The following is an 18,559-nucleotide window of genomic DNA, read 5'->3' as shown; positions in this document are numbered from 1 at the left end:
AAAATTTGGGGGGTGAAGTGACTTGAATGAGATTCCACTAAAACCAATTAACCGTAATTCAAAGAGTACTGAGTCCAAAGCTAACGGAACAAAACCCACTAGAGTTCGTACTAATATTGTTATCCTGACCTTTTTAAGTATTGTCATTGCTTATATGGATAGAGCCAACCTTTCCGTAGCTTCTGTGACGATTATGAAGGAACATGGCTGGAATACTGCCCAATGGGGCTCAATTCTTTCAGCCTTTTTTGTAGGTTATCTTATTTTGCAAATTCCTGCGGGATGGATAGCGGATAAAATTGGCGGCAAACGGGTATTAGCAGTGGGTGTCGCCTGGTGGTCAATATTTACTGCAGTTACACCCTTTGCAAAAAGTCTAAACAGTTTATGGATAGTCAGAGCATTGATGGGGCTTGGCGAAGCTGTAACATTTCCTGCGGAAACCGCTATAGCTTCCAATTGGGTGCCTTCCAAAGAAAGGGCACGTTCACAAGCTTTGAATTTATCAGGAATGGCTTTAAGCTTAGCTGTTTCGGTTCCAATCAGTGCCTGGATAATTAGTACCTATGGGTGGCCAGCAGCCTTTTATTTTGCCGGTCTGTTAGGATTGATCTGGACTCTTTTCTGGTTATGGTATGCCAAAGATCGTCCGTCAGATCACCCCAAAGTTAATCAGGAGGAATTAGTGCTAATTGGTAAGGGGCATGGGGCTAAGAAAGAGCATTCAAATGACATGAGTGCCGTCCTAAAATCTGGTCCTGTTTGGGCTTTAGCTATCAATTATTTTTTTCAGAATTACTCTTGGTATCTTTACTTGACTTGGCTTCCAGGATACCTCGTTATGGCCCGTCATTTTAGCATCTTAAAAATGGGTATTTACGGAATGCTTCCTTATCTTGGAGCCTTTGTAATAACAAATCTGGCTGGGTATATTTCAGATCGCATGATACCTAAAATTGGTGTAACCCGTGCCCGCAAGTACATTATGTACGCAGCCTTTGGAGGGAGCGCCTTATTCCTTTACCTTGGAGCAATGGCGGCAACTGGTGGAATGGCTGTTTTGTGGATTACTCTCGCGGTGTCCTTCTTGTCTATGAATTTCTCCTCTTTCTGGGCGCTCCCCATTGATCTTGGACCCAAAAATGCGGGCTTAATATCCGGCCTTATGAATACCTTTGGGACCATCGCTGGTATTATTGCGCCGATCATTACAGGATTTATCGTCAATGAAACAGGATCTTGGGTCTATGCATTGAGTGTTGCGATCATCTTATCAATTATTGGAATCTTCGTGTGTGCGTTGTTTGTTTCCGGAAAACAAGTTGTGGATTAAGGTCATGAATTGTTCGAGGTAATTTTAAATAGTGGAAAGGAAGGTAATCCATGAAAACTAAAAATAGGGTTGCTTTAGTAACAGGCAGCGGTCAAGGATTGGGGAAAGCAATTGCTTTCGCTTTGGCAAAGGAGGGAGCCAAACTCGCGATTAACGATATCTCCCTAAATGAGGTTAAAGCCCATGAGACCGTCTCAGAACTTCGTAAAATGGGGACAGACGCTGAGGCTTTCCTCGCGGACGTAACTCAAGAAAGTGAAGTCAATAAGATGGTCGAGCAAATCATAACACGTTTCGGACGTATCGATATCCTTGTTAACAATGCCGGTATTAATCGTGATGGTTTAATCCATAAAGGCAATTTGAAGAATTGGAATGCCGTAATGAATGTTAATCTTACCGGTCCTTTCATCTGTACCAAAGCTGTATTGCCTAGTATGAGACAAAATAATTATGGCCGAATTGTCAACATTTCATCTCTCACGGCTAGGCTGGGTATCTTCGGGACAGGGTATTATGCCTCAACAAAATCGGGTTTAATTGGCTTAACTAAAGTTACTGCTGTTGAGAATATGCCAAAAGGAATCACCTGTAATGCACTGGCTCCAGGTTATATTAAAACGGATATGATGCTGAAATATCCTGAAGAACACCTTCAGGCGCTCATTGACAAGATTCCTGCAGGACGTTTAGCAGAACCGACTGAAGTCGCAGATGTTGTTGTTTTTGTCGCGGCTGATGCTGCGTCCTACATGACAGGTGCTGTTATCGATATCAATGGAGGATATTTTATTTGACATTCATTCAAAGGTGGGCATATTCAACACGTATGATAATGGAGATGCGGAGATGGAAAAACTGATTGAACGCTTAATCCAAAAGGATCGAATAGCTCTTAGTAAGCTAATCACGATGGTCGAGAATGATAGCCCTCAATTGCTCAATATTATGAAGGCAATCTATCCTCTGACAGGCAAAGCATATGTTCTCGGAGTCACTGGCTCCCCCGGCGCTGGAAAAAGCACCTTAGTTGATAAGTTGATCCGTAATTTTAGAAGTAAAGGTCAAAGTGTCGGTGTACTCTGTGTAGACCCCAGCAGTATTTTTAGTGGGGGAGCTTTTCTTGGTGATCGAGTGCGAATGGAATGGGCCTATAGAGATGACGGTGTATACTTGCGTAGTTTAGCCACACGGGGTGCACTGGGCGGTTTGGCTCCCAGGTTAGGTGAAATTATTAAATTGATGGATGCCTTTGGGAAAGAGGTTATCATCGTAGAAACCGTAGGTGTGGGTCAAATGGAAGCCGATATTATTCGTTATGCTGACACAAAGATCGTTGTTTCTGTCCCGGGACTGGGCGATCAGTTGCAGGCCTTAAAAGCTGGGATCTTAGAAATTGCTGATGTGTTAGTAGTCAATAAAGCAGATCTTTCAGGTGCTCAAGATGTTGCTGAGGACCTACAAATGATGCTCTATTTAAGGAAAGAAAGTGACTGGACTCCGGAAATTTTATTAACGGAAGCACTTAATAGCCGAGGGATCTCAGACCTTTATGAAGCTATTCAAAGACACAGAACTTTTTTAAGTCAATCGGGATTAAAAGAACGACAGACCAAGCTGCAGCGTGAACAAACATGCTGCGGTGCCGTAGAAGAGGGATTGAAGAAATACTTGCGTGAAAGCTTTCTAGGAGTTGAGGAAGTTAAAACAATTTTAAAAACAGTTCAAGAGGAGGGCCTAAATCCTTATCATGCCGCGGATGAAATTCTGCAGCTGCTTTTACCAATACACATTGAGGAAGGTGAATGAATTATGGCAAGTGAGCAACAGAAAACAACGTCAGAAATGCTCAAAGAGACTATGAAGAGAACTGAAAATTACCATGTCTACGATCCAACTTATCTTGCAAAGGTTCAAGAAGTGCTTAATCAATGGAAAAAAGAAAGGGTTAATCCCAAGGATCTCAATAATTGGGAAAATGTTCCCTTAACAGTTCTGGGGTCGGAAATTCCACGGGAAATGATCTATACTCCATTAAATATTGCTAATACAGATTATTGTGGACAGCTGGGAAATCCAGGAGAAGCTCCGTTTACCAGGGGAATTCATAGTAATATGTATCGCGGCCGCACCTTTACCCAACGTCAACTGGTCGGTTTTGGCGGCCCGGAGGACACGAACGCCCGCATAAAGTATTTACTGAATCACGGAGCTACAGGAATTAATCTGCTTTTTGATATGCCTACGATTCAAATGTATGATTGTGACGACCCAATGGCACAAGGTTCCGTCGGATCCTGCGGAGTCAGCGTCAACCATATTAGTGACTGGGAGTTGCTTTATGAAGGGATTGATATTGCTAACGAAACCTCCTCCATTGTTACTCACTACCCTTCCAATACTGCCTGCCTCTTTCCAATGTATTTGGTCATGGCCGAAAAAAGAGGCGTACCTTGGGAGCAACTTAAAGGCAGTTCACAAAATGATATGACCCTTGAAGAACTTGTTCGTAATTCTTCTGAATATATTCCGCCCAAAGACTGTTTCCGGATTGAGTGTGACAATATTGAATTCATCCGTAAGAATGTGCCAAAATGGAATTTCATTACGCTTAATGGTTACAATTTCCGAGAATTTGGGACATCCGGAGTCACAGAGATGGCTGTAGCAGCGACTCACGGGATGGCGATCTTGGATGAAATGATTCAACGCGGCTACGAAGTGGACTGGGTAGCTGAGCGATTAGCTTTCTTTTGGTCCGGAGGGATGGATATCTTTGAGGAGGTAGCCAGACTACGGGCCATGAGGAGACTTTGGTACAGAATTCTTAAATATAAGTACAATGCTAAGAGCGATCGGTCAACCTGGATGAGATGTCATCTACAGACTTCAGGTATAAGTCTGGTCAGAGAAGAACCCTACAACAATGCTATCCGATCCGCTTTCGAAGCGCTGGCTGCTGTTCTCGGCGGGGTTCAGTCTTTGCATGTCGATTCGTATGATGAGGCAATATCGGTTCCTTCTGAGGAAGCATCACTTCTTTCTTTACGGACACAACAAATTATTGAACATGAAACAGGAGTTACCGCTGTTGTTGATCCATTGGGAGGTTCCTATTACGTAGAAGCTTTGACCAATCAGATGGAAGAGAAAATCTTAGCCGAAATCACAGAGATTGAGAACCAAGGCGGCTATGTAGAAGCCATTTCTAACGGTTATCTCAGCAGAAAAATATACAATTACATGTATAAAGAACAAATGCGAATTGAAAAAGGTGAAATTAAAATTGTTGGCCATAATTACCAGAAAAGTAGTGAAGGAGAAGATTTTGAAGCCTTCCATTATCCTGAGGAATGTGAGACTAGACAATTACAACGGCTTGAGGAGCACAAAAAGAATAGAGATAGTGCTGAGGTGGAAAAAGCCCTTAATGAATTAAGAATAGCCTGCAGAGATGGCAAGAACGTTATGGAATATACAGTGAATTGTGCTAGGGCAGGTTGTACGGTTGGTGAACAATGGAAGATCTTTAAAGAAGTTTTTGGCCTTTGGAAACGGCCCAGTGTATTTTAATTGAATGGGGGTGTACAACGTTGGAAGATAAAAAGATTAAAGTTTTAATGTGCTGCCTCGGACCCGAGACACATAATCGCGGGATCATCGTCGTGAGTACAATTTTGAAAGAAGAAGGTATGGAAGTTGTCTATATGGGCAACACCACTGCAGAAAATGCACTGAAAGCAGCGACGGAAGAAGATGTACAAATTATTGGTGTCAGCTCACTTTCGGGAGCCCATTTGCGTACTGGAAAACATCTTTTGGAATTAGCAAGACAAAAAGGCATTGATCAAAATATAGCCTTTGTCATTGGCGGAGTTATCCCTCCGAATGATGTTAAAATCCTTAAGAGCATGGGTTTTTATGATGTCTGCGTTAGCGGTACAAAAAGAGATGAATTAGTAACCGTGATGAAAAATGCCGCTAATACTGTTAAGTAAGGCCCATAATTAAAGAGTAAGGGGAAGTGTTTTCTCTGAGCGAAATCCTCCCAGATCAAGATAATGGAAACGATATAGCTCCGCAATAATAAGAAAATGTCGGTATGTCAAAGGAATTTAGCAATTAAATGACGAACATAATAAATAGCAGTTTACGGTTGATTGTTGAACGATAAAAGCCGAAATATGATATATGTTAATGATCACCGGATCAATTTCAGAAGGGTATTGATGAAATAGGGGTTGTATTTAACACGAATTCCTATCACATATAGATAAAGTGAGGGATAATAATGAATATTGCGGTAGCCGCAGACGGTAAAAGTTTGGACAGTAGGGTATCTGAACAATTTGAACGATGCTCATATCTTCTAATTGTCAACATGAACGATTTAAGTATTACAGTTATTAAAAATAATAAATCCTTGGAATACTCTTCTGCAGAAAGCCTGGCGAGTGAAGTGTTAAAGCATGATTGTGAGGCTCTAATAACAGGCAAAATAGAATCTTTAGCATTTAATATATTAGCGGATGCTAATGTAACAAGATTTTGTAGTGCCGGTAGTTCAGTTCAAAATGCACTCAATTTAATGGAAAAGAATTCATTAAAAATCATCAAAAATTTCGATGGGACAGAGAATTGCGGCGGACATCATCATTAATGGATAGGCACTTGCTAAGCTCAAGAAGAAATAGTCGACTGGATAAAGGTATGGCACTAAGTATTCTTTGAATAGAATGCTAGTGCCATTGTCATTTGTGGTAATTTGTAGTTATATAGATAAAAATGTTAAGATGTTGTCAAAATACTGAATATTATTTTGTATAATTGTATAATGTTTTCAATGGTACTTAAGTCCTATTTGGATGAGACTTAAGTTGTAAATCAATATTCTGTGATAAAGCAAACTCTTTTTTAAGAACAGAGGAGGGTTGGTAATGGGACAATTAATTTGCTATTCAATAATAACTAGCCTTTGCACTCTAGTCATAGAAGTAATTAATCTAATGTCCCGGTTTGAAACAGTTGATTGTAGAATTCTGAATGGAGAAAAAGGGCGTTTTATTGATTTTGTAAGAGCTATGATTCTTGTGTTTGGTATTTCTTTGGTCCTTTATCTTGGGAAAGACTCGAGATTGGAAAACTTGTATGCTTATTGTTTTACCTTTTTGATGAGCTTATTGCTTACTGTAGCAATGTACTCAACTACAATGTGGATCATGAGTAATATTAGCTCGGGTAAAAACTATTTTATTGAAGATGAAGAATATGGGAAGCTGTATTTGATAAAAAACTCTGATGAAAGAATTATTTTCATAACTAAAAAGTACATATTATTAGCAGACCAACCTAAGGTTACCGATAGTAAAATTGTCTTATTTAAGGGTCGATCTGATATAAAGCAAAAGAAACTTCACTCTGAGCCTAAAAGGTTATCCTTGAGTTATAAAGAAGCTGCATAAGTTCATTGAAACGTACTTTGATAACTTTTAGCTGGCGCTTTCTAGCCCAAATATTAATGTGTAGTTGATAGCATACCCTGCATAGTAAAGGATCGAACGGGGCGAGCAATAACGATGTTAAATTATAGTGCAAGAGAGGTCAACACATCAGTGTAAGGCCTCTCTTTAGTCTTAAGCTAAGATCATGCGGTCATTGTGAATATGGGAGCCGCTTGCCTTTTCAAACATTTCCAGTAAATGATTTATTGTCATATTTTCCCGTTCCCCTTCACGGAGATCGAGGATGATCTGGCCCTCATGCATCATGATAGTGCGGTTGCCGACACTTAACGCATGATCGAGATTATGTGTGATCATAAGAGTTGTAAGGTTATTTTCTGCTGCGACCCGGCAGGTTAAATCCAGGACCTTTTCAGCTGTTTTTGGGTCTAAAGCTGCAGTGTGCTCATCAAGCAGAAGGAGCTGGGGCTTTTGTATAGTAGCCATAAGCAAAGTTAATGCCTGGCGCTGACCGCCTGACAAAAGGCTAACCTTATTGGTGAGGCGATTCTCCAAACCCAAACTGAGCTTAGCAAGCTCTTCTCTAAAATATACCCGCTCCTTGGCTGATATAGCCCGACGTAAGCGACAAGATTGTCCGCGGCGCAAAGCCATAACCATATTTTCTTCGATCGTCATGGATGAAGCTGTACCCCGCATCGGGTCTTGGAAGACGCGGCTGACAAGACTCGCTCGTCTATACTGCGGCCATCCTGTGATTTTACGATCTCCAATGTAGATTTCACCATTATCTACAGGAAAGTCTCCTGCTACAGAGTTGAGTAAAGTCGACTTGCCTGCGCCATTGCTGCCGATAACTGTGACAAAATCCCCGGCAGCAAGGTTTAAAGTGATGCCTTTAATTGCCAGCTTTTCGTTGACAGTCCCTTTATTAAATGTCTTGAGGATATTTTGGACTCTAAGCATGAGTTACCCCCTTTTTGTCACGAGTGCCAGAACGCGGATCAATCTTCTTTTTGATGTCGGGTGTTGTTAGGGCGATAATGACAATGATAGCGGTTACTAACTTTAAGTCGGTCGCAGCCAGTCCTAACTGTAAAACCAAAGCAATTATAACTCGATAAACTATGGCCCCGACAATCACGGCCAGAATCGTTCGCCTTACCGAGGATGTTCCCACCAATACCTCCCCAATGATAACTGAGGCAAGGCCGGCGATGATCATTCCAATACCCATGCTGGCATCGGCAAACTGATTGTTTTGAGCGACATAGCTGCCGGAAAAGGCGACCAGCCCGTTGGATATTGAGAGACCAAGAATCTTCATCAGATCCGTATTAACGCCTTGGCTCCGAATCATCATTTCATTATCACCAGTAGCACGTAAGGCAACACCAATCTCTGTTTCCATAAAAAGATACAGGAGATGTCCTAGGATCAATACGCTGATCAAACTCAGGACCAACACTCCATATTGATCCATAAAGGGGAGTTTACCAAAGTCCGTGAAAATAGTTCGCATGCGCAAAAGAGGAATATTAGGTCTGCCCATAATCCTTAAGTTAACAGAGTAAAGGGCAGTCATGGTCAAGATACCGGAGAGCAAAGGCGTAATCTTAAATTTCGTGTGTAACAGACCTGTAAAAGCCCCAGCCACCAATCCTCCAACGAAGGCTAGTCCTGAGGCCAGCCAAGGATTTTGGCCAGCGAAAATTAAACGGGCGGCAATGGCAGCTCCAAGAGTGAAGCTGCCATCAACCGTCAAATCCGCATAATCAAGCACACGAAAGGTCAGGTAAACCCCAAGAACCATGATCGCGTACATTAAACCTTGTTCGAATGTTCCTGAAAATACTTGCCAGGACATAAATAACACCTCATCGGTCTGTATTTCTGCTGTTCTGCATGGCTTTTCCTGACGACTCTTATGTCGTTTGTTAGGCTTGAATGTTATTTAGTCTCGACAAACTTAGCATTCTTTAAGTCATCTGGAATAGTTATACCGAGGAGAGCGGCACTGGTTTTATTAATTACTGTATCAAAATCCTTCTGGCTCTCTATAGCCATATCTTGAGGTTTTGCCCCCTTAAGAACTTTAAGAGCCATCTCACCAGTTTGTTTGCCTAAGTTCTCATAGTTTATTCCGATAGTGCCAAGTGCCCCCTTGTCAACTACACTGCTTTCACCGGAAATTACCGGTATCTTAGCCTTATTAGTAACTTGAAGAACAGTTGGAGCAGCAGAAACAACCATGTTGTCTGTTGGAACGTACACAACGTCTACCTTACCGACTAATGATTCTGTGGCCTGTTGTACGTCAGCGGTGCTAGCAATGGTTGCCTCAACTATCTGGAGTCCCATCGCAGCAGCAACATCCTTGGCCATTTTAACCTGTACCTGCGAATTAACTTCGCCGGCGTTGTAAATGACGCCAATTTTTTTCGCCTGTGGCACCAGTTTCTTGAGAAGTTCGAACTGTTGTTTGAGTGGGTTCATGTCCGTAGTACCCGTGATATTGGTCCCTGGTTTCTCGTTGCTATTCACTAATTTAGCAGCAACAGGATCAGTTACTGCAGTAATTAAAATCGGGATGGTGCTGCTGGCAGCTGCAATAGCTTGTGCCGAAGGGGTAGCAATCGCCAAAACTAAATTAGGCTTCTCTGAGGCAAATTGTTGGGCAATGGTATTGAGAGATGACTGATCGCCTTGGGCATTCTTGTAATCGACAGTCAGATTTTTACCTTCTGTGTAACCGTTTGCCGCCAACGTTTCCAGGAATCCTTTGCGCGCGGCGTCAAGAGCAGGGTGCTCGACAATTTGTATAATTCCAACTTTGACCGTCTTTTCATTACTGTTGGAGGCCGTTGTGGCCGCAGTACTTCCACAGCCTGCCAGCACCACTGTTAAGAGGGAAATAATACTGAGTAATGCCATAAACCTTTTCATAAATTTCATCCTCCCTATTTTGGACAATAAAAAACACTTCCGCAGGAAGTGCCTTTGCCCATTCCCTACTGTCCTACCACACTACCTATATTTATTTATACTTATATTAAAGTTGGAGTGTGTTCTTGTCAATAGAGATAATCTTAATCTTCGAAATAATCTCTGTCTTGACCAGAGGATCACCAAATCATCGGCACGAGTAAATCTCAAAAATGACTATGAATTGTGATATTTATATCGGTGGAAAGTTCATTGTTTTGATCATTGGTTAATGTTATCGTTATTGATGATGTAAGGTATAAACTGTTTAGATCAGCTGGAAGGGTTTTTTAACATAACCATTAGTTCCCAGATTAGTCGAGCAACTAAAGGATACACTGTCGTTATTGACGTGTTTGCATCTGCCAGGGGAATTAGTAAAAATTGCTAAGAGTCTGCTGGATTGATACGTTAACAATTGATAACAAGACATAGATATTTACTGTTGTCAAATGCTGTGATTGTCATGATGAATAATAAACATAACTCATTTATCTGGATACAAAAAAGGGGGGCTAGCTATGTTGGTAGTTACCACTGAAAATATCAAAGGTTATAAAGTTACAGATGTTAAAGGTCAAGTGTTTGGTGTTGTTGTTCGCAGCCGGGGTTTAGGCGGGAATATAGTGGCTGGGCTGCGCAGTCTTGTCGGTGGGGAAATCCATGAATACACTGCCCTGTTGGAAGACACTCGCAAACAGGCTGTTGACCGTCTGGTTAAGAATGCTCAAGCTATGGGAGCCAACGCAGTTGTGATGATGAGATTCGATTCCAGCGAAATTGGACAGACTATGAGTGAGATTGTGGCCTATGGTACTGCGGTAGTGGTAGAGAAAGAAGCCTAAGATGAGAATAGCTATAACACTCAATTTATTAATCTATGGTGTATTACTTATCATTGCTTTCCTTTCCTGGTTTATTTGGGACAAACGCTACCGAAGGAATCATGAAACTAACATTCCCAAAGGTTATGAAGCCACTGAGGAGGTGTTTATTGACCCTGTTAACGGTCATAAATTTAGAGTCTATTATGATCCTCGGACTGGCAACAGGTTTTATCACAATGTTAACGATGAATAATATAACAGAATCCCAGGCCCTTCCGGTCTGGGATTCTGTCTGTTTTTCGCTAAACTCTGGAGTTACAGAAACACGAGATCTATGAGAAGCTGACTCCGCCGCGGACAATGACGTCGCAATTTTCCAAATAACAATGGATATAACGAAATTTTCCTAAAGACAAAAAATAGAAGGTTTTTTGAAAATTTTACAGAAATTTATATTAGACGAAAAGTTGAGAGGGTGGCCTTAATGAAGATTAAAAGTCTTATGATAATTGGCATGGGAAGTCTATTAACTTTGTTAATTATAGTCGCCGGAATTGGTTTTTTTCAAATGAAAAGACTTAATGACAATATTGTTCTAGTTGTCAATGATAACTATAAAAAGGTTGAATTAGTCAATAATATTCCGGAGGATTTTAATAATATACGCCGGAACCTTAGAGAACTTGTCTTAATTGATAAAAATGCAGATCCAAGCACATATGTCAACAATATTCAGAACTCGAATGCGGATATCATCCGAGTCATTTCGAATCTGGAAGGGGTATCGCAAAAAGAAGAAATAGATAAAGTTGCACAGTTAAATGGAGCCTTTGAAAACTACCTTACTTATGAGAACCAAGTAATCAATCTTGTGCAAGCTGACCGAATAGCGGAGGCGACAAATCTAATTCTTAATGATTTAAAACCCAAACCAACAACGGATAATCTTTTACAAACAGTAAATAATTTAGTCAGCCTGGAAAAGCAAAATATGAATTCCGCTTTACTTCAGTCACAGAATACTTTCTTCAGGGGTATTATTCTATTCGTAATTATTTGTATTTTTGGTCTGCTTATCGGAATTATTGCCTCATTGTGGCTAATAAGGTCTATTTGGGGTAGTATTGTTCAGTTGGCAAATGCTATGAAAAGAATTTCTTCTTTCGAGGATAAAACCTCCTTACCTCGTCTAGAAGTCATAAATAAAAGCGAGTTAGGAGAGTTATCGATAGCATTTAATGAAATGGCCGTGTCCCTCGAACAACATGCCCGGCAAGAAAGGGAATCGACCCAGGCCCTCCAGGCGAAGCACTGGCTGCAATCAAAAGCGGCGGAGATGGTCACGTTATTTGAAGGGGTTGTGAATGTAGAAGGTTTTTCCAACATATTAATCAGCTGGTTATGTGAAATTGTCGGGGCCGGGTATGGTATTTTTTATGTCTGTACTACTGAAAAAGGGGCGGTTAAATTAATTAATATGGCTTCCTACGCCGCTGGCAATGAGGAGTTTAGCAAATTAGAATACAGTCCTGGGGAGGGCTTAGTAGGTCAGTGTTTTTTAACAGATAGAATCATTAACTTAACCGAAGCGCCGGATCAATACATTGAGATTAACACGGGATTTGGAAAAATAACTCCCAAGCACATAAAGCTGCTTCCTGTTGGATTTGAGAAAAAAGTCATTGCGATAATTGAATTAGCTTCGCTTCAAGAGTTTACTGCTCTGGAAAAAGAATTTCTAGAACATGTTCGCAAAAATATTGGTATAATCCTAAACCGTATCGAAGCTCATGCCCAAGTCCAAAAGCTCCTAATAGAATCACAAACTCTTACGGAAGAATTGCAAACTCAATCTGAAGAGTTGCAAACCCAACAAGAAGAATTAAAAACTTTCCATGAAAAGCTTGAGGAACAATATAAAGAAGTAGAGCAAAAGAATCTTCAATTGCTGCAGTCTAAAGTTAGCCTTGAAGAACAAGCCAGCCAACTGGAAACCAGTTCCCGGTATAAGTCGGAGTTTCTCTCCAATATGTCCCATGAACTGCGGACCCCCTTGAATAGTCTGTTAATCTTAGCCAGGATGCTATGGGAAAATAATGATGGGAACTTAAGTGTCAAACAAGTTGACTATGCTAAAACGATTTGGTCCTCAGGAAATGAGTTATTAAATTTAATTAATGGTATTCTGGATTTGTCAAAGATTGAGGCTGGAAAAGTACTTTTTAATCCCGAAGAAATCTCTTTCGTGGAGATTAAAGAAGACTTGGAAAAACAATTTAATCCGATTGCCCTTGAGAAGGAACTTGATTTCAGCATTGAAGTAGAAAGTGGAATGTCCGACAAGCTAATTTCTGATAAACATTATTTGAAACAGATTTTGATAAACCTTTTGAGTAATGCGCTCAAGTTTACCCACCAAGGATTTGTAAAAATGAACATCAAAAGAGTATCTGGAGATTATGCTCCCGGCAATTTCATCCTGTCGAACGATAATAACTTGATTGCATTTTCTGTAATGGATAGTGGCATTGGTATTGCCAAGGATAAACAGGAATTAATTTTCGAAGCGTTTCAGCAGGCGGATGGAACTACCAGCCGTAAATACGGTGGCACCGGCTTGGGCTTATCTATTTGCCGGGAACTTGTAACTCTCTTAGGCGGTTTTATCGAACTTGAGAGTATTGAGGGAAAAGGGAGCACATTTACCCTTATTCTGCCAACTAACAGTACGGAAAAAGCTTTGGCATCCTCTGGCAGTAAACGAGAATTAAGTGAAGTTGCCGCTGTTCTTGATAAGATTACCAATCAAGTTTCAGCTGCTAAAATAGCAGACGTAGAAAAAATTACCCAAAATCCTCAGGTTTCCGGGGATCTAACAGATCGGGTTGTACTAGTTGTGGATGATGATATGCGTAACATATATGCGGTCTCCGCTGCTCTTGAAACGCAAAATATCAAGGTATTATTTGCTGAAAATGGGCAGGAAGCCTTGATAATATTGAATGAGAATAAAGACATTGAGCTTATTCTTATGGATATTATGATGCCGGAACTAGACGGTTATCAGACAATGAAATTAATCCGGGAAATTCCGGAATATTCAGGCATCCCCATCATCGCGTTAACCGCGAAGGCAATGATGGGTGACCGTGAGAAGTGTTTAGAAGCGGGCGCATCGGATTATATAAGTAAACCAATAGTTATTGATAAGTTAATTTCTCTGATCAGAATATGGCTGTACAGGAGGTGAGGACGATAAATCAAACAGAAAGTGATGACAAGGTAATAAGTAAGTTAGAGAAAATGGAAATTGAGTTTTTATTGGAAGGAATTTATAGGGCTTGTGGTTATGATTTTAGAGAGTATACCTTTCCCTCCATCCGCAGGCGTGTCTGGCATCGTGTTCAAGCAGAGAGACTCACTACTATTTCGGGATTACAAGAAAAGGTTTTTCACGATCCTGCTTGCATGCGCAGGTTAATCATGGATTTTTCCATCCAAGTTACGGAAATGTTCAGAGATCCGGAATTCTTTAAATCTTTTCGCACCAAGGTTGTTCCCTGTCTTAGGGAACTCTCTTTTGTTAGAATCTGGCACGCTGGCTGCTCTACTGGCGAAGAGGTTTATTCAATGGCGATCCTTCTCCGCGAAGAGGGATTATATGATAAAACTCGTCTTTATGCCACCGATTTAAATGAAGAGGCTATTGTAAAGGCCAAAAAGGGCATTGTCTCTCTGGAAAAGATGAAAGACTATACATGCAATTACCTTCGTGCTGGAGGAAAGCAATCTTTCTCCCAATATTATTCAGTGGTTGGAGAAGAGGTTATTTTTGATAAATCCCTCCGGAAAAACATGGTTTTTGCTCAACACAATTTAGTCACAGATAGTTCATTCAATGAATTTAACGTAATCGTTTGTCGAAATGTATTAATATATTTTAATAAGGACTTGCAGAATAAAGCGCATAGTTTATTTTTTGATAGTCTCAGTTCATCAGGTTATTTAATAATCGGAAAAAAAGAGAGTATTGATTTTGGCCCATATAAACAAAAATATACTGAGTTAGATAAAGAGGAAAAAATATACATAAAGATTACATAAGGGAGTCTTACTATGACAGACAATATCAAAATTTTGATGGTTGATGACCGGATTGAGAATCTTATTGCTTTAGAGGCTATTTTAGATTCTAGCTCTTATGAATTGGTAAGGGCAGAATCTGGCCATGAGGCCCTTAGGCAATTGTTAAAATATGACTTTGCCCTAATATTATTAGATGTTCAAATGCCTGAACTGGATGGGTTTGAGACTGCTAGGCTAATCCGATCGAGGGATAGAACAAAAGATATTCCGATTATTTTCATTACTGCTAATTATCAAGCTCAAGAACAAATAAATAAAGGTTATGAACTTGGTGCAATCGATTATATTTTAAAACCTGTTAACCCGGCAAATTTGAGATACAAAGTAGCGCGTTTTGTTGATTTAGTCAAACATCAAGAAGCATTAATGGAAAAAGAAGTACTTCGATTGGATCAACTAAGACTTATTGGTGAGATGGCTGTTGGGGTCAGCCATGAGATTAGAAATCCTATCACAGGTGTCAAAGCCTATTTGCAATTATTGCAAGGAAAAAATGAACTCCTAAAATTCAAGGAAGATATTGATATAATGATCGAAGAACTTGACAGGGCCAATTCATTAACTTCTGAATTCCTGGTGATGGGACGCAATGATACGTCAGAATTTCAAATACAGAACCTCAATGCAATTGTTGATGGGGTTTTACCATTAATTCGAGCTGATGCCCTGCAACAGGGCAAGTTTGTAGATATTGAAACCGAAACTCTTCCCGATTTCAGCTTAATGAGTAAAGAGATACGACAACTGCTCTTAAACTTGTGCCGAAATGGATTAGAGTCCATGAAACCAGAAGGTTCCCTAATTATAAAAACCTATGTCGAAAACGATGAGGTTGTGTTGTCCATTAGGGATCATGGTAAGGGAATTAATCCAGAAATTCTAACAAGGTTAGGGACGCCTTTTCTATCAGACAAAGAGAATGGGAATGGATTAGGACTAAGCATTTGTTACACTATTGCTGCTCGTCATAAAGCTGCGATAGAGATTGATACGGGTTCTCATGGTACTACGATTATGGTTAGGTTTAAGTTATAAATAACACAATAATAATAATTCTTTTTCAACATTATTTAACAAAGTATTCTATATATTATGGACATGCTTTAACAAAATTTTTGGCGTATTTAATGTATAGTATATTTGCCGTTAATTTTAGGTTGGGGAGTGAAATCTTGGCGAATATACTGGTCGTTGAAGACAATGCCGCTATAGGCCGGGTAATACAATTGGCATTAGAAGAAAACGGGCATTTTGTACAATTGTGCAAATCCGGAAATGAAGCAATTGACTTATTAAGTAAACAGACACCTGATCTTGTTATGACTGATATACAGCTACCCGGTAAGAGTGGAAAAGAAATCATCGAAAAGATGCGATCCGAAAATCACTTAATAAAGGTTCCGGCAATAATTATGACGGCTTCCTTACCGGATAATAGAATTTTTCCTGAGGAATCATTGTATCAGGGGTTGATATCTAAGCCGTTTGAATTAGAACAGTTAAAGTCAACCGTTAAATGCTGTATTTCTTAATTGATATGTAGATCAATTCCACACGTTCAAAGATATACTGGTTCAACACATAGTATTTGACAAATTACACAGAGTGGTTGAGGAATATAATCGCGGCTAGATCGTTATTTAAGCGGGCTAGCTTTTTTTAAAACAGATTATTTTTTCATTGAAAGAGGATATGGAAGAAATATGTAGAATGCAGTATTGTTTGCAATACTAAGAATACTAGAGGGGGATTGAGTTGATATTCTCTTCAGCATTATACTTGTTTTTTATTGCGGTATTTAACACTTTAACAACACATATCTTGCTTTCTAGGAAAAAGTCAATAATATTCTGCATAAATGCTTTTATCATAACTACTATTTGTGCGTACATAACTAATATTCTTGCGGAAAAATATATTCACAATTCAGTGCTACTAGAATATGTATTATATTTAATTTCCTGTTTGTATTTAGTATATATTTGTATCGTATTTAATGAATCAATATCAAAAAAGATATTTGCGATGTTTAGTATTTGGATGTTCTCGACAATTTGCTTGGTTGTCTCTGTTAAAATCGCAGAAATGTTTACGGGTATTAACGAAATTAAATATAATCTTGCTCTTATATATTTCCTTCGAGAATGTTTGCAAGTAATGCTGTTATTAACCACTTATTATTTTATAAGCAGTCCATACAAAGAGATTTTTGATAAAGTATCTAATAAAACTATAGGTTTTATGTCTCTTTACCCACTCTTTGCGTTTTTATTGTTAATTAACAATTATACGACATCGATTAAAGGTTTAAAAAGCCTAGACTATACATTGAACATGCTTTTGCTTTTAGTATTTATTATCTTGGGATATGTGTTTGTATTTAGCGGGATATCATCAGCATCTCGAATAATATCAATGCAATATAAGATGGAGAGATTGGAGTGGACATCCAGTTCAGATCCCTTAACTGGGCTATATAACAGAAGATACATTATGGAGAAAATAGAAAGCGAGTTCAAAAGACCTAAAAAAAAGAAATTTTCACTTGTTATTGCGGACGTCGATTATTTTAAGAAGATTAATGACACCTATGGACATGACTGCGGAGATTATGTTCTTCAAATGATATCAAAAAGCCTTATGGATAGTGTGCGAGAACAAGATTTTGTATCCCGGTGGGGTGGAGAGGAATTTTTACTCTTACTTCCAGAAACCGACGTCGATGGCGCATATACATTGATGAATCGAATCAAGAAAATAATTGGAGAACAAATTATCGAATATAATGGGAGTGAAGTTTCTATTACTATGACATTTGGGATTACTGATAGTCAAGATTATCAAATAATTGATGATATCATAAAGAAAGCCGACAATGCGCTATATGAAGGAAAAGGCCGTGGAAGAAACTGTGTAGTTGTAGCCTAAAAGCAGGATACCTCAATCGTTAGCAAAAAATTACGCCTTGTTTACATTCCCGCGATGACGCCTCCGAGTGACTTGCGGATTCTGTCGGAAAGGGCCAGATATCCGGCGGAATTGGGATGGAGGCCGTCCGGAGCGAGATATTTACCGAGGTTGAATTTCATCAAGTCGTCGCTTGGAATGCAAATGGCTTTGGGGTTGCTTTCGATGAGTTGCTCTGTGTTGTAATTCCACTCCTGCCATAGGCTGACCTCTTCCTCGGTGGTCGTTTTTTCATACGGATTGTAAAGACCGAGAAAAACGATATAGGCGTTAGGATTTGAACTTCGGAGAATCGTGAGCACTTGTTTTAAATTGCTTAGGTAACTGTCCTGTTTGATTTTGAATTCATCTTCTTGGGCCTGGGGATTTAAGGAGAGAATCGTTCTTAGATCATTGCCGCCGATGGAGATCAAGATGAAATTCGCTCCTGCCAAGGGTTTGTTCAGGCTCCCGTTCTGAAGCTGTGCCAGCAGACCCTGGCTTTCCAACCCGTTTATTCCTGCATCAGTAACTAAGATATCTTTGGGAGTGTCAGTCTTAATTGCTTGTGGCAGGTCGGTGGAGAAGCCCTTGCCTTTTTCATCACCGGTTCCTTTGGCAATAGAGTCACCAAGAATGAGGAGCTGGAGTGAATTGGTGTTCTTAAGCTCCGCTTCGGTTGAGCTTCCAGAAGTTTGGGCCATGATGACTTTTGCTGGCTGGTAGGGGCTACTTTCCGTCGTGACCTTGAGTGCTTGATAGAAGCCTCCAGCCAATACGACAATTCCGGCGATGGCTACTGTGAAAACGGAGTACCAGATAGTCTTCTTAAGCATGCTAATTTCTCCCAGCATCTGCGA

At 39.9% G+C, this 18,559-nt stretch carries 18 protein-coding genes and 1 pseudogene; 15 read left to right on the top strand and 4 right to left on the bottom strand.

Translation table 11 applies throughout. From position 1 onward, the window contains the following. The first annotated feature begins 22 nt into the window (after positions 1 to 22). The 7 genes from B5Y67_RS16345 to B5Y67_RS16315 all read left to right on the top strand — a co-directional run bounded on the left by B5Y67_RS16345 (position 23) and on the right by B5Y67_RS16315 (position 6,795). Positions 23 to 1,333: an MFS transporter gene (locus B5Y67_RS16345; protein ID WP_088227485.1), complete on the top strand. Its 1,311-nt coding sequence runs from the start codon at positions 23 to 25 to the stop codon at positions 1,331 to 1,333. A gap of 50 nt (positions 1,334 to 1,383) precedes the next feature. Further along, a complete protein-coding gene (gene fabG, locus B5Y67_RS16340) occupies positions 1,384 to 2,130 on the top strand; it encodes a 3-oxoacyl-ACP reductase FabG (RefSeq protein ID WP_088227484.1) in 747 nt (248 codons plus the stop codon). Positions 2,131 to 2,182: 52 nt separating this feature from the next. Then, positions 2,183 to 3,142 (top strand): methylmalonyl Co-A mutase-associated GTPase MeaB, encoded by a 960-nt coding sequence (gene meaB / locus B5Y67_RS16335; protein ID WP_088227538.1) that lies wholly within the window; start codon positions 2,183 to 2,185, stop codon positions 3,140 to 3,142. 3 nt (positions 3,143 to 3,145) lie between these two features. Continuing rightward, positions 3,146 to 4,906: an acyl-CoA mutase large subunit family protein gene (locus B5Y67_RS16330; protein WP_088227483.1), complete on the top strand. Its 1,761-nt coding sequence runs from the start codon at positions 3,146 to 3,148 to the stop codon at positions 4,904 to 4,906. 20 nt (positions 4,907 to 4,926) lie between these two features. Beyond that, positions 4,927 to 5,331 (top strand): cobalamin-dependent protein, encoded by a 405-nt coding sequence (locus B5Y67_RS16325; protein WP_242976004.1) that lies wholly within the window; start codon positions 4,927 to 4,929, stop codon positions 5,329 to 5,331. 293 nt (positions 5,332 to 5,624) lie between these two features. Continuing rightward, the gene (locus B5Y67_RS16320) at positions 5,625 to 5,993 is read left to right on the top strand and encodes a NifB/NifX family molybdenum-iron cluster-binding protein (RefSeq protein ID WP_088227482.1); all 369 of its coding nucleotides are present in this window, start codon (positions 5,625 to 5,627) and stop codon (positions 5,991 to 5,993) included. A gap of 277 nt (positions 5,994 to 6,270) precedes the next feature. Continuing rightward, on the top strand, positions 6,271 to 6,795 hold the full coding sequence (locus tag B5Y67_RS16315; protein WP_088227481.1) for a hypothetical protein: 525 nt from the start codon (positions 6,271 to 6,273) through the stop codon (positions 6,793 to 6,795). Positions 6,796 to 6,966: 171 nt separating this feature from the next. On the opposite strand, the gene B5Y67_RS16310 is transcribed toward B5Y67_RS16315, so the two are convergent. The 3 genes from B5Y67_RS16310 to B5Y67_RS16300 all read right to left on the bottom strand — a co-directional run bounded on the left by B5Y67_RS16310 (position 6,967) and on the right by B5Y67_RS16300 (position 9,741). Then, positions 6,967 to 7,761: an ABC transporter ATP-binding protein gene (locus B5Y67_RS16310; RefSeq protein WP_088227480.1), complete on the bottom strand. Its 795-nt coding sequence runs from the start codon at positions 7,759 to 7,761 to the stop codon at positions 6,967 to 6,969. After that, positions 7,754 to 8,662 (bottom strand): ABC transporter permease, encoded by a 909-nt coding sequence (locus tag B5Y67_RS16305; RefSeq protein WP_088227479.1) that lies wholly within the window; start codon positions 8,660 to 8,662, stop codon positions 7,754 to 7,756. Before B5Y67_RS16305 ends, B5Y67_RS16310 begins: the two co-directional genes overlap by 8 nt. An 83-nt stretch (positions 8,663 to 8,745) precedes the next feature. Next, the gene (locus tag B5Y67_RS16300) at positions 8,746 to 9,741 is read right to left on the bottom strand and encodes an ABC transporter substrate-binding protein (protein WP_170932717.1); all 996 of its coding nucleotides are present in this window, start codon (positions 9,739 to 9,741) and stop codon (positions 8,746 to 8,748) included. A gap of 560 nt (positions 9,742 to 10,301) precedes the next feature. Here B5Y67_RS16300 and B5Y67_RS16295 point away from each other — a divergent pair. The 8 genes and pseudogenes from B5Y67_RS16295 (at position 10,302) to B5Y67_RS16265 (ending at position 17,681) form a co-directional block, all read left to right on the top strand. Continuing rightward, positions 10,302 to 10,625 carry a heavy metal-binding domain-containing protein gene (locus B5Y67_RS16295; protein WP_088227477.1) on the top strand — a complete coding sequence of 108 codons (324 nt, stop codon included), beginning with the start codon at positions 10,302 to 10,304 and terminating at the stop codon, positions 10,623 to 10,625. A 149-nt stretch (positions 10,626 to 10,774) separates the two neighbouring features. Beyond that, the gene (locus B5Y67_RS25405; protein WP_170932716.1) at positions 10,775 to 10,945 is read left to right on the top strand and encodes a hypothetical protein; all 171 of its coding nucleotides are present in this window, start codon (positions 10,775 to 10,777) and stop codon (positions 10,943 to 10,945) included. Positions 10,946 to 11,091: 146 nt separating this feature from the next. After that, the gene (locus B5Y67_RS16285) at positions 11,092 to 13,857 is read left to right on the top strand and encodes a response regulator (RefSeq protein WP_088227475.1); all 2,766 of its coding nucleotides are present in this window, start codon (positions 11,092 to 11,094) and stop codon (positions 13,855 to 13,857) included. Further along, a pseudogene (locus B5Y67_RS26375) lies at positions 13,839 to 14,057 on the top strand (protein-glutamate O-methyltransferase CheR); the annotation flags it as partial. The gene B5Y67_RS16285 and the pseudogene B5Y67_RS26375, both read left to right, overlap by 19 nt. Positions 14,058 to 14,090: 33 nt before the next feature. After that, positions 14,091 to 14,711 (top strand): CheR family methyltransferase, encoded by a 621-nt coding sequence (locus tag B5Y67_RS16280; protein WP_348982308.1) that lies wholly within the window; start codon positions 14,091 to 14,093, stop codon positions 14,709 to 14,711. Positions 14,712 to 14,723: 12 nt separating this feature from the next. Further along, positions 14,724 to 15,788, top strand: a complete 1,065-nt coding sequence (locus tag B5Y67_RS16275) for a response regulator (protein WP_088227473.1) — start codon at positions 14,724 to 14,726, stop codon at positions 15,786 to 15,788. Between the two features lie 137 nt (positions 15,789 to 15,925). Further along, complete coding sequence (locus B5Y67_RS16270; protein WP_088227472.1) at positions 15,926 to 16,285, top strand: response regulator; 360 nt, start codon at positions 15,926 to 15,928, stop codon at positions 16,283 to 16,285. A 493-nt stretch (positions 16,286 to 16,778) separates the two neighbouring features. Next, positions 16,779 to 17,681: a GGDEF domain-containing protein gene (locus B5Y67_RS16265; RefSeq protein WP_140419116.1), complete on the top strand. Its 903-nt coding sequence runs from the start codon at positions 16,779 to 16,781 to the stop codon at positions 17,679 to 17,681. 41 nt (positions 17,682 to 17,722) lie between these two features. Here B5Y67_RS16265 and B5Y67_RS16260 read toward each other — a convergent pair whose 3' ends face one another. Next, entirely contained in the window at positions 17,723 to 18,535 is an 813-nt protein-coding gene (locus B5Y67_RS16260) for a GDSL-type esterase/lipase family protein (RefSeq protein ID WP_088227470.1), read from the bottom strand. Positions 18,536 to 18,559 lie beyond the last annotated feature (24 nt).

The sequence above is a fragment of the Desulfosporosinus sp. FKB genome, assembly GCF_002196705.1.
GTDB lineage: Bacteria > Bacillota > Desulfitobacteriia > Desulfitobacteriales > Desulfitobacteriaceae > Desulfosporosinus.
This window is presented reverse-complemented; position numbering and strand designations above follow the sequence as displayed.

Excerpts from the sequence above, each read along its gene's own strand:
- fabG (WP_088227484.1), top strand. The coding sequence starts at position 1,384 with ATGAAAACTAAAAATAGGGTTGCTTTAGTAACAGGCAGCGGTCAAGGA.
- meaB (WP_088227538.1), top strand. The coding sequence starts at position 2,183 with ATGGAAAAACTGATTGAACGCTTAATCCAAAAGGATCGAATAGCTCTT.
- B5Y67_RS16330 (WP_088227483.1), top strand. The coding sequence starts at position 3,146 with ATGGCAAGTGAGCAACAGAAAACAACGTCAGAAATGCTCAAAGAGACT.
- B5Y67_RS16320 (WP_088227482.1), top strand. The coding sequence starts at position 5,625 with ATGAATATTGCGGTAGCCGCAGACGGTAAAAGTTTGGACAGTAGGGTA.
- B5Y67_RS16315 (WP_088227481.1), top strand. The coding sequence starts at position 6,271 with ATGGGACAATTAATTTGCTATTCAATAATAACTAGCCTTTGCACTCTA.
- B5Y67_RS16310 (WP_088227480.1), bottom strand. The coding sequence starts at position 7,761 with ATGCTTAGAGTCCAAAATATCCTCAAGACATTTAATAAAGGGACTGTC.
- B5Y67_RS16305 (WP_088227479.1), bottom strand. The coding sequence starts at position 8,662 with ATGTCCTGGCAAGTATTTTCAGGAACATTCGAACAAGGTTTAATGTAC.
- B5Y67_RS16300 (WP_170932717.1), bottom strand. The coding sequence starts at position 9,741 with ATGAAAAGGTTTATGGCATTACTCAGTATTATTTCCCTCTTAACAGTG.
- B5Y67_RS16295 (WP_088227477.1), top strand. The coding sequence starts at position 10,302 with ATGTTGGTAGTTACCACTGAAAATATCAAAGGTTATAAAGTTACAGAT.
- B5Y67_RS16285 (WP_088227475.1), top strand. The coding sequence starts at position 11,092 with ATGAAGATTAAAAGTCTTATGATAATTGGCATGGGAAGTCTATTAACT.
- B5Y67_RS16280 (WP_348982308.1), top strand. The coding sequence starts at position 14,091 with ATGGATTTTTCCATCCAAGTTACGGAAATGTTCAGAGATCCGGAATTC.
- B5Y67_RS16275 (WP_088227473.1), top strand. The coding sequence starts at position 14,724 with ATGACAGACAATATCAAAATTTTGATGGTTGATGACCGGATTGAGAAT.
- B5Y67_RS16265 (WP_140419116.1), top strand. The coding sequence starts at position 16,779 with ATGTTTAGTATTTGGATGTTCTCGACAATTTGCTTGGTTGTCTCTGTT.
- B5Y67_RS16260 (WP_088227470.1), bottom strand. The coding sequence starts at position 18,535 with ATGCTTAAGAAGACTATCTGGTACTCCGTTTTCACAGTAGCCATCGCC.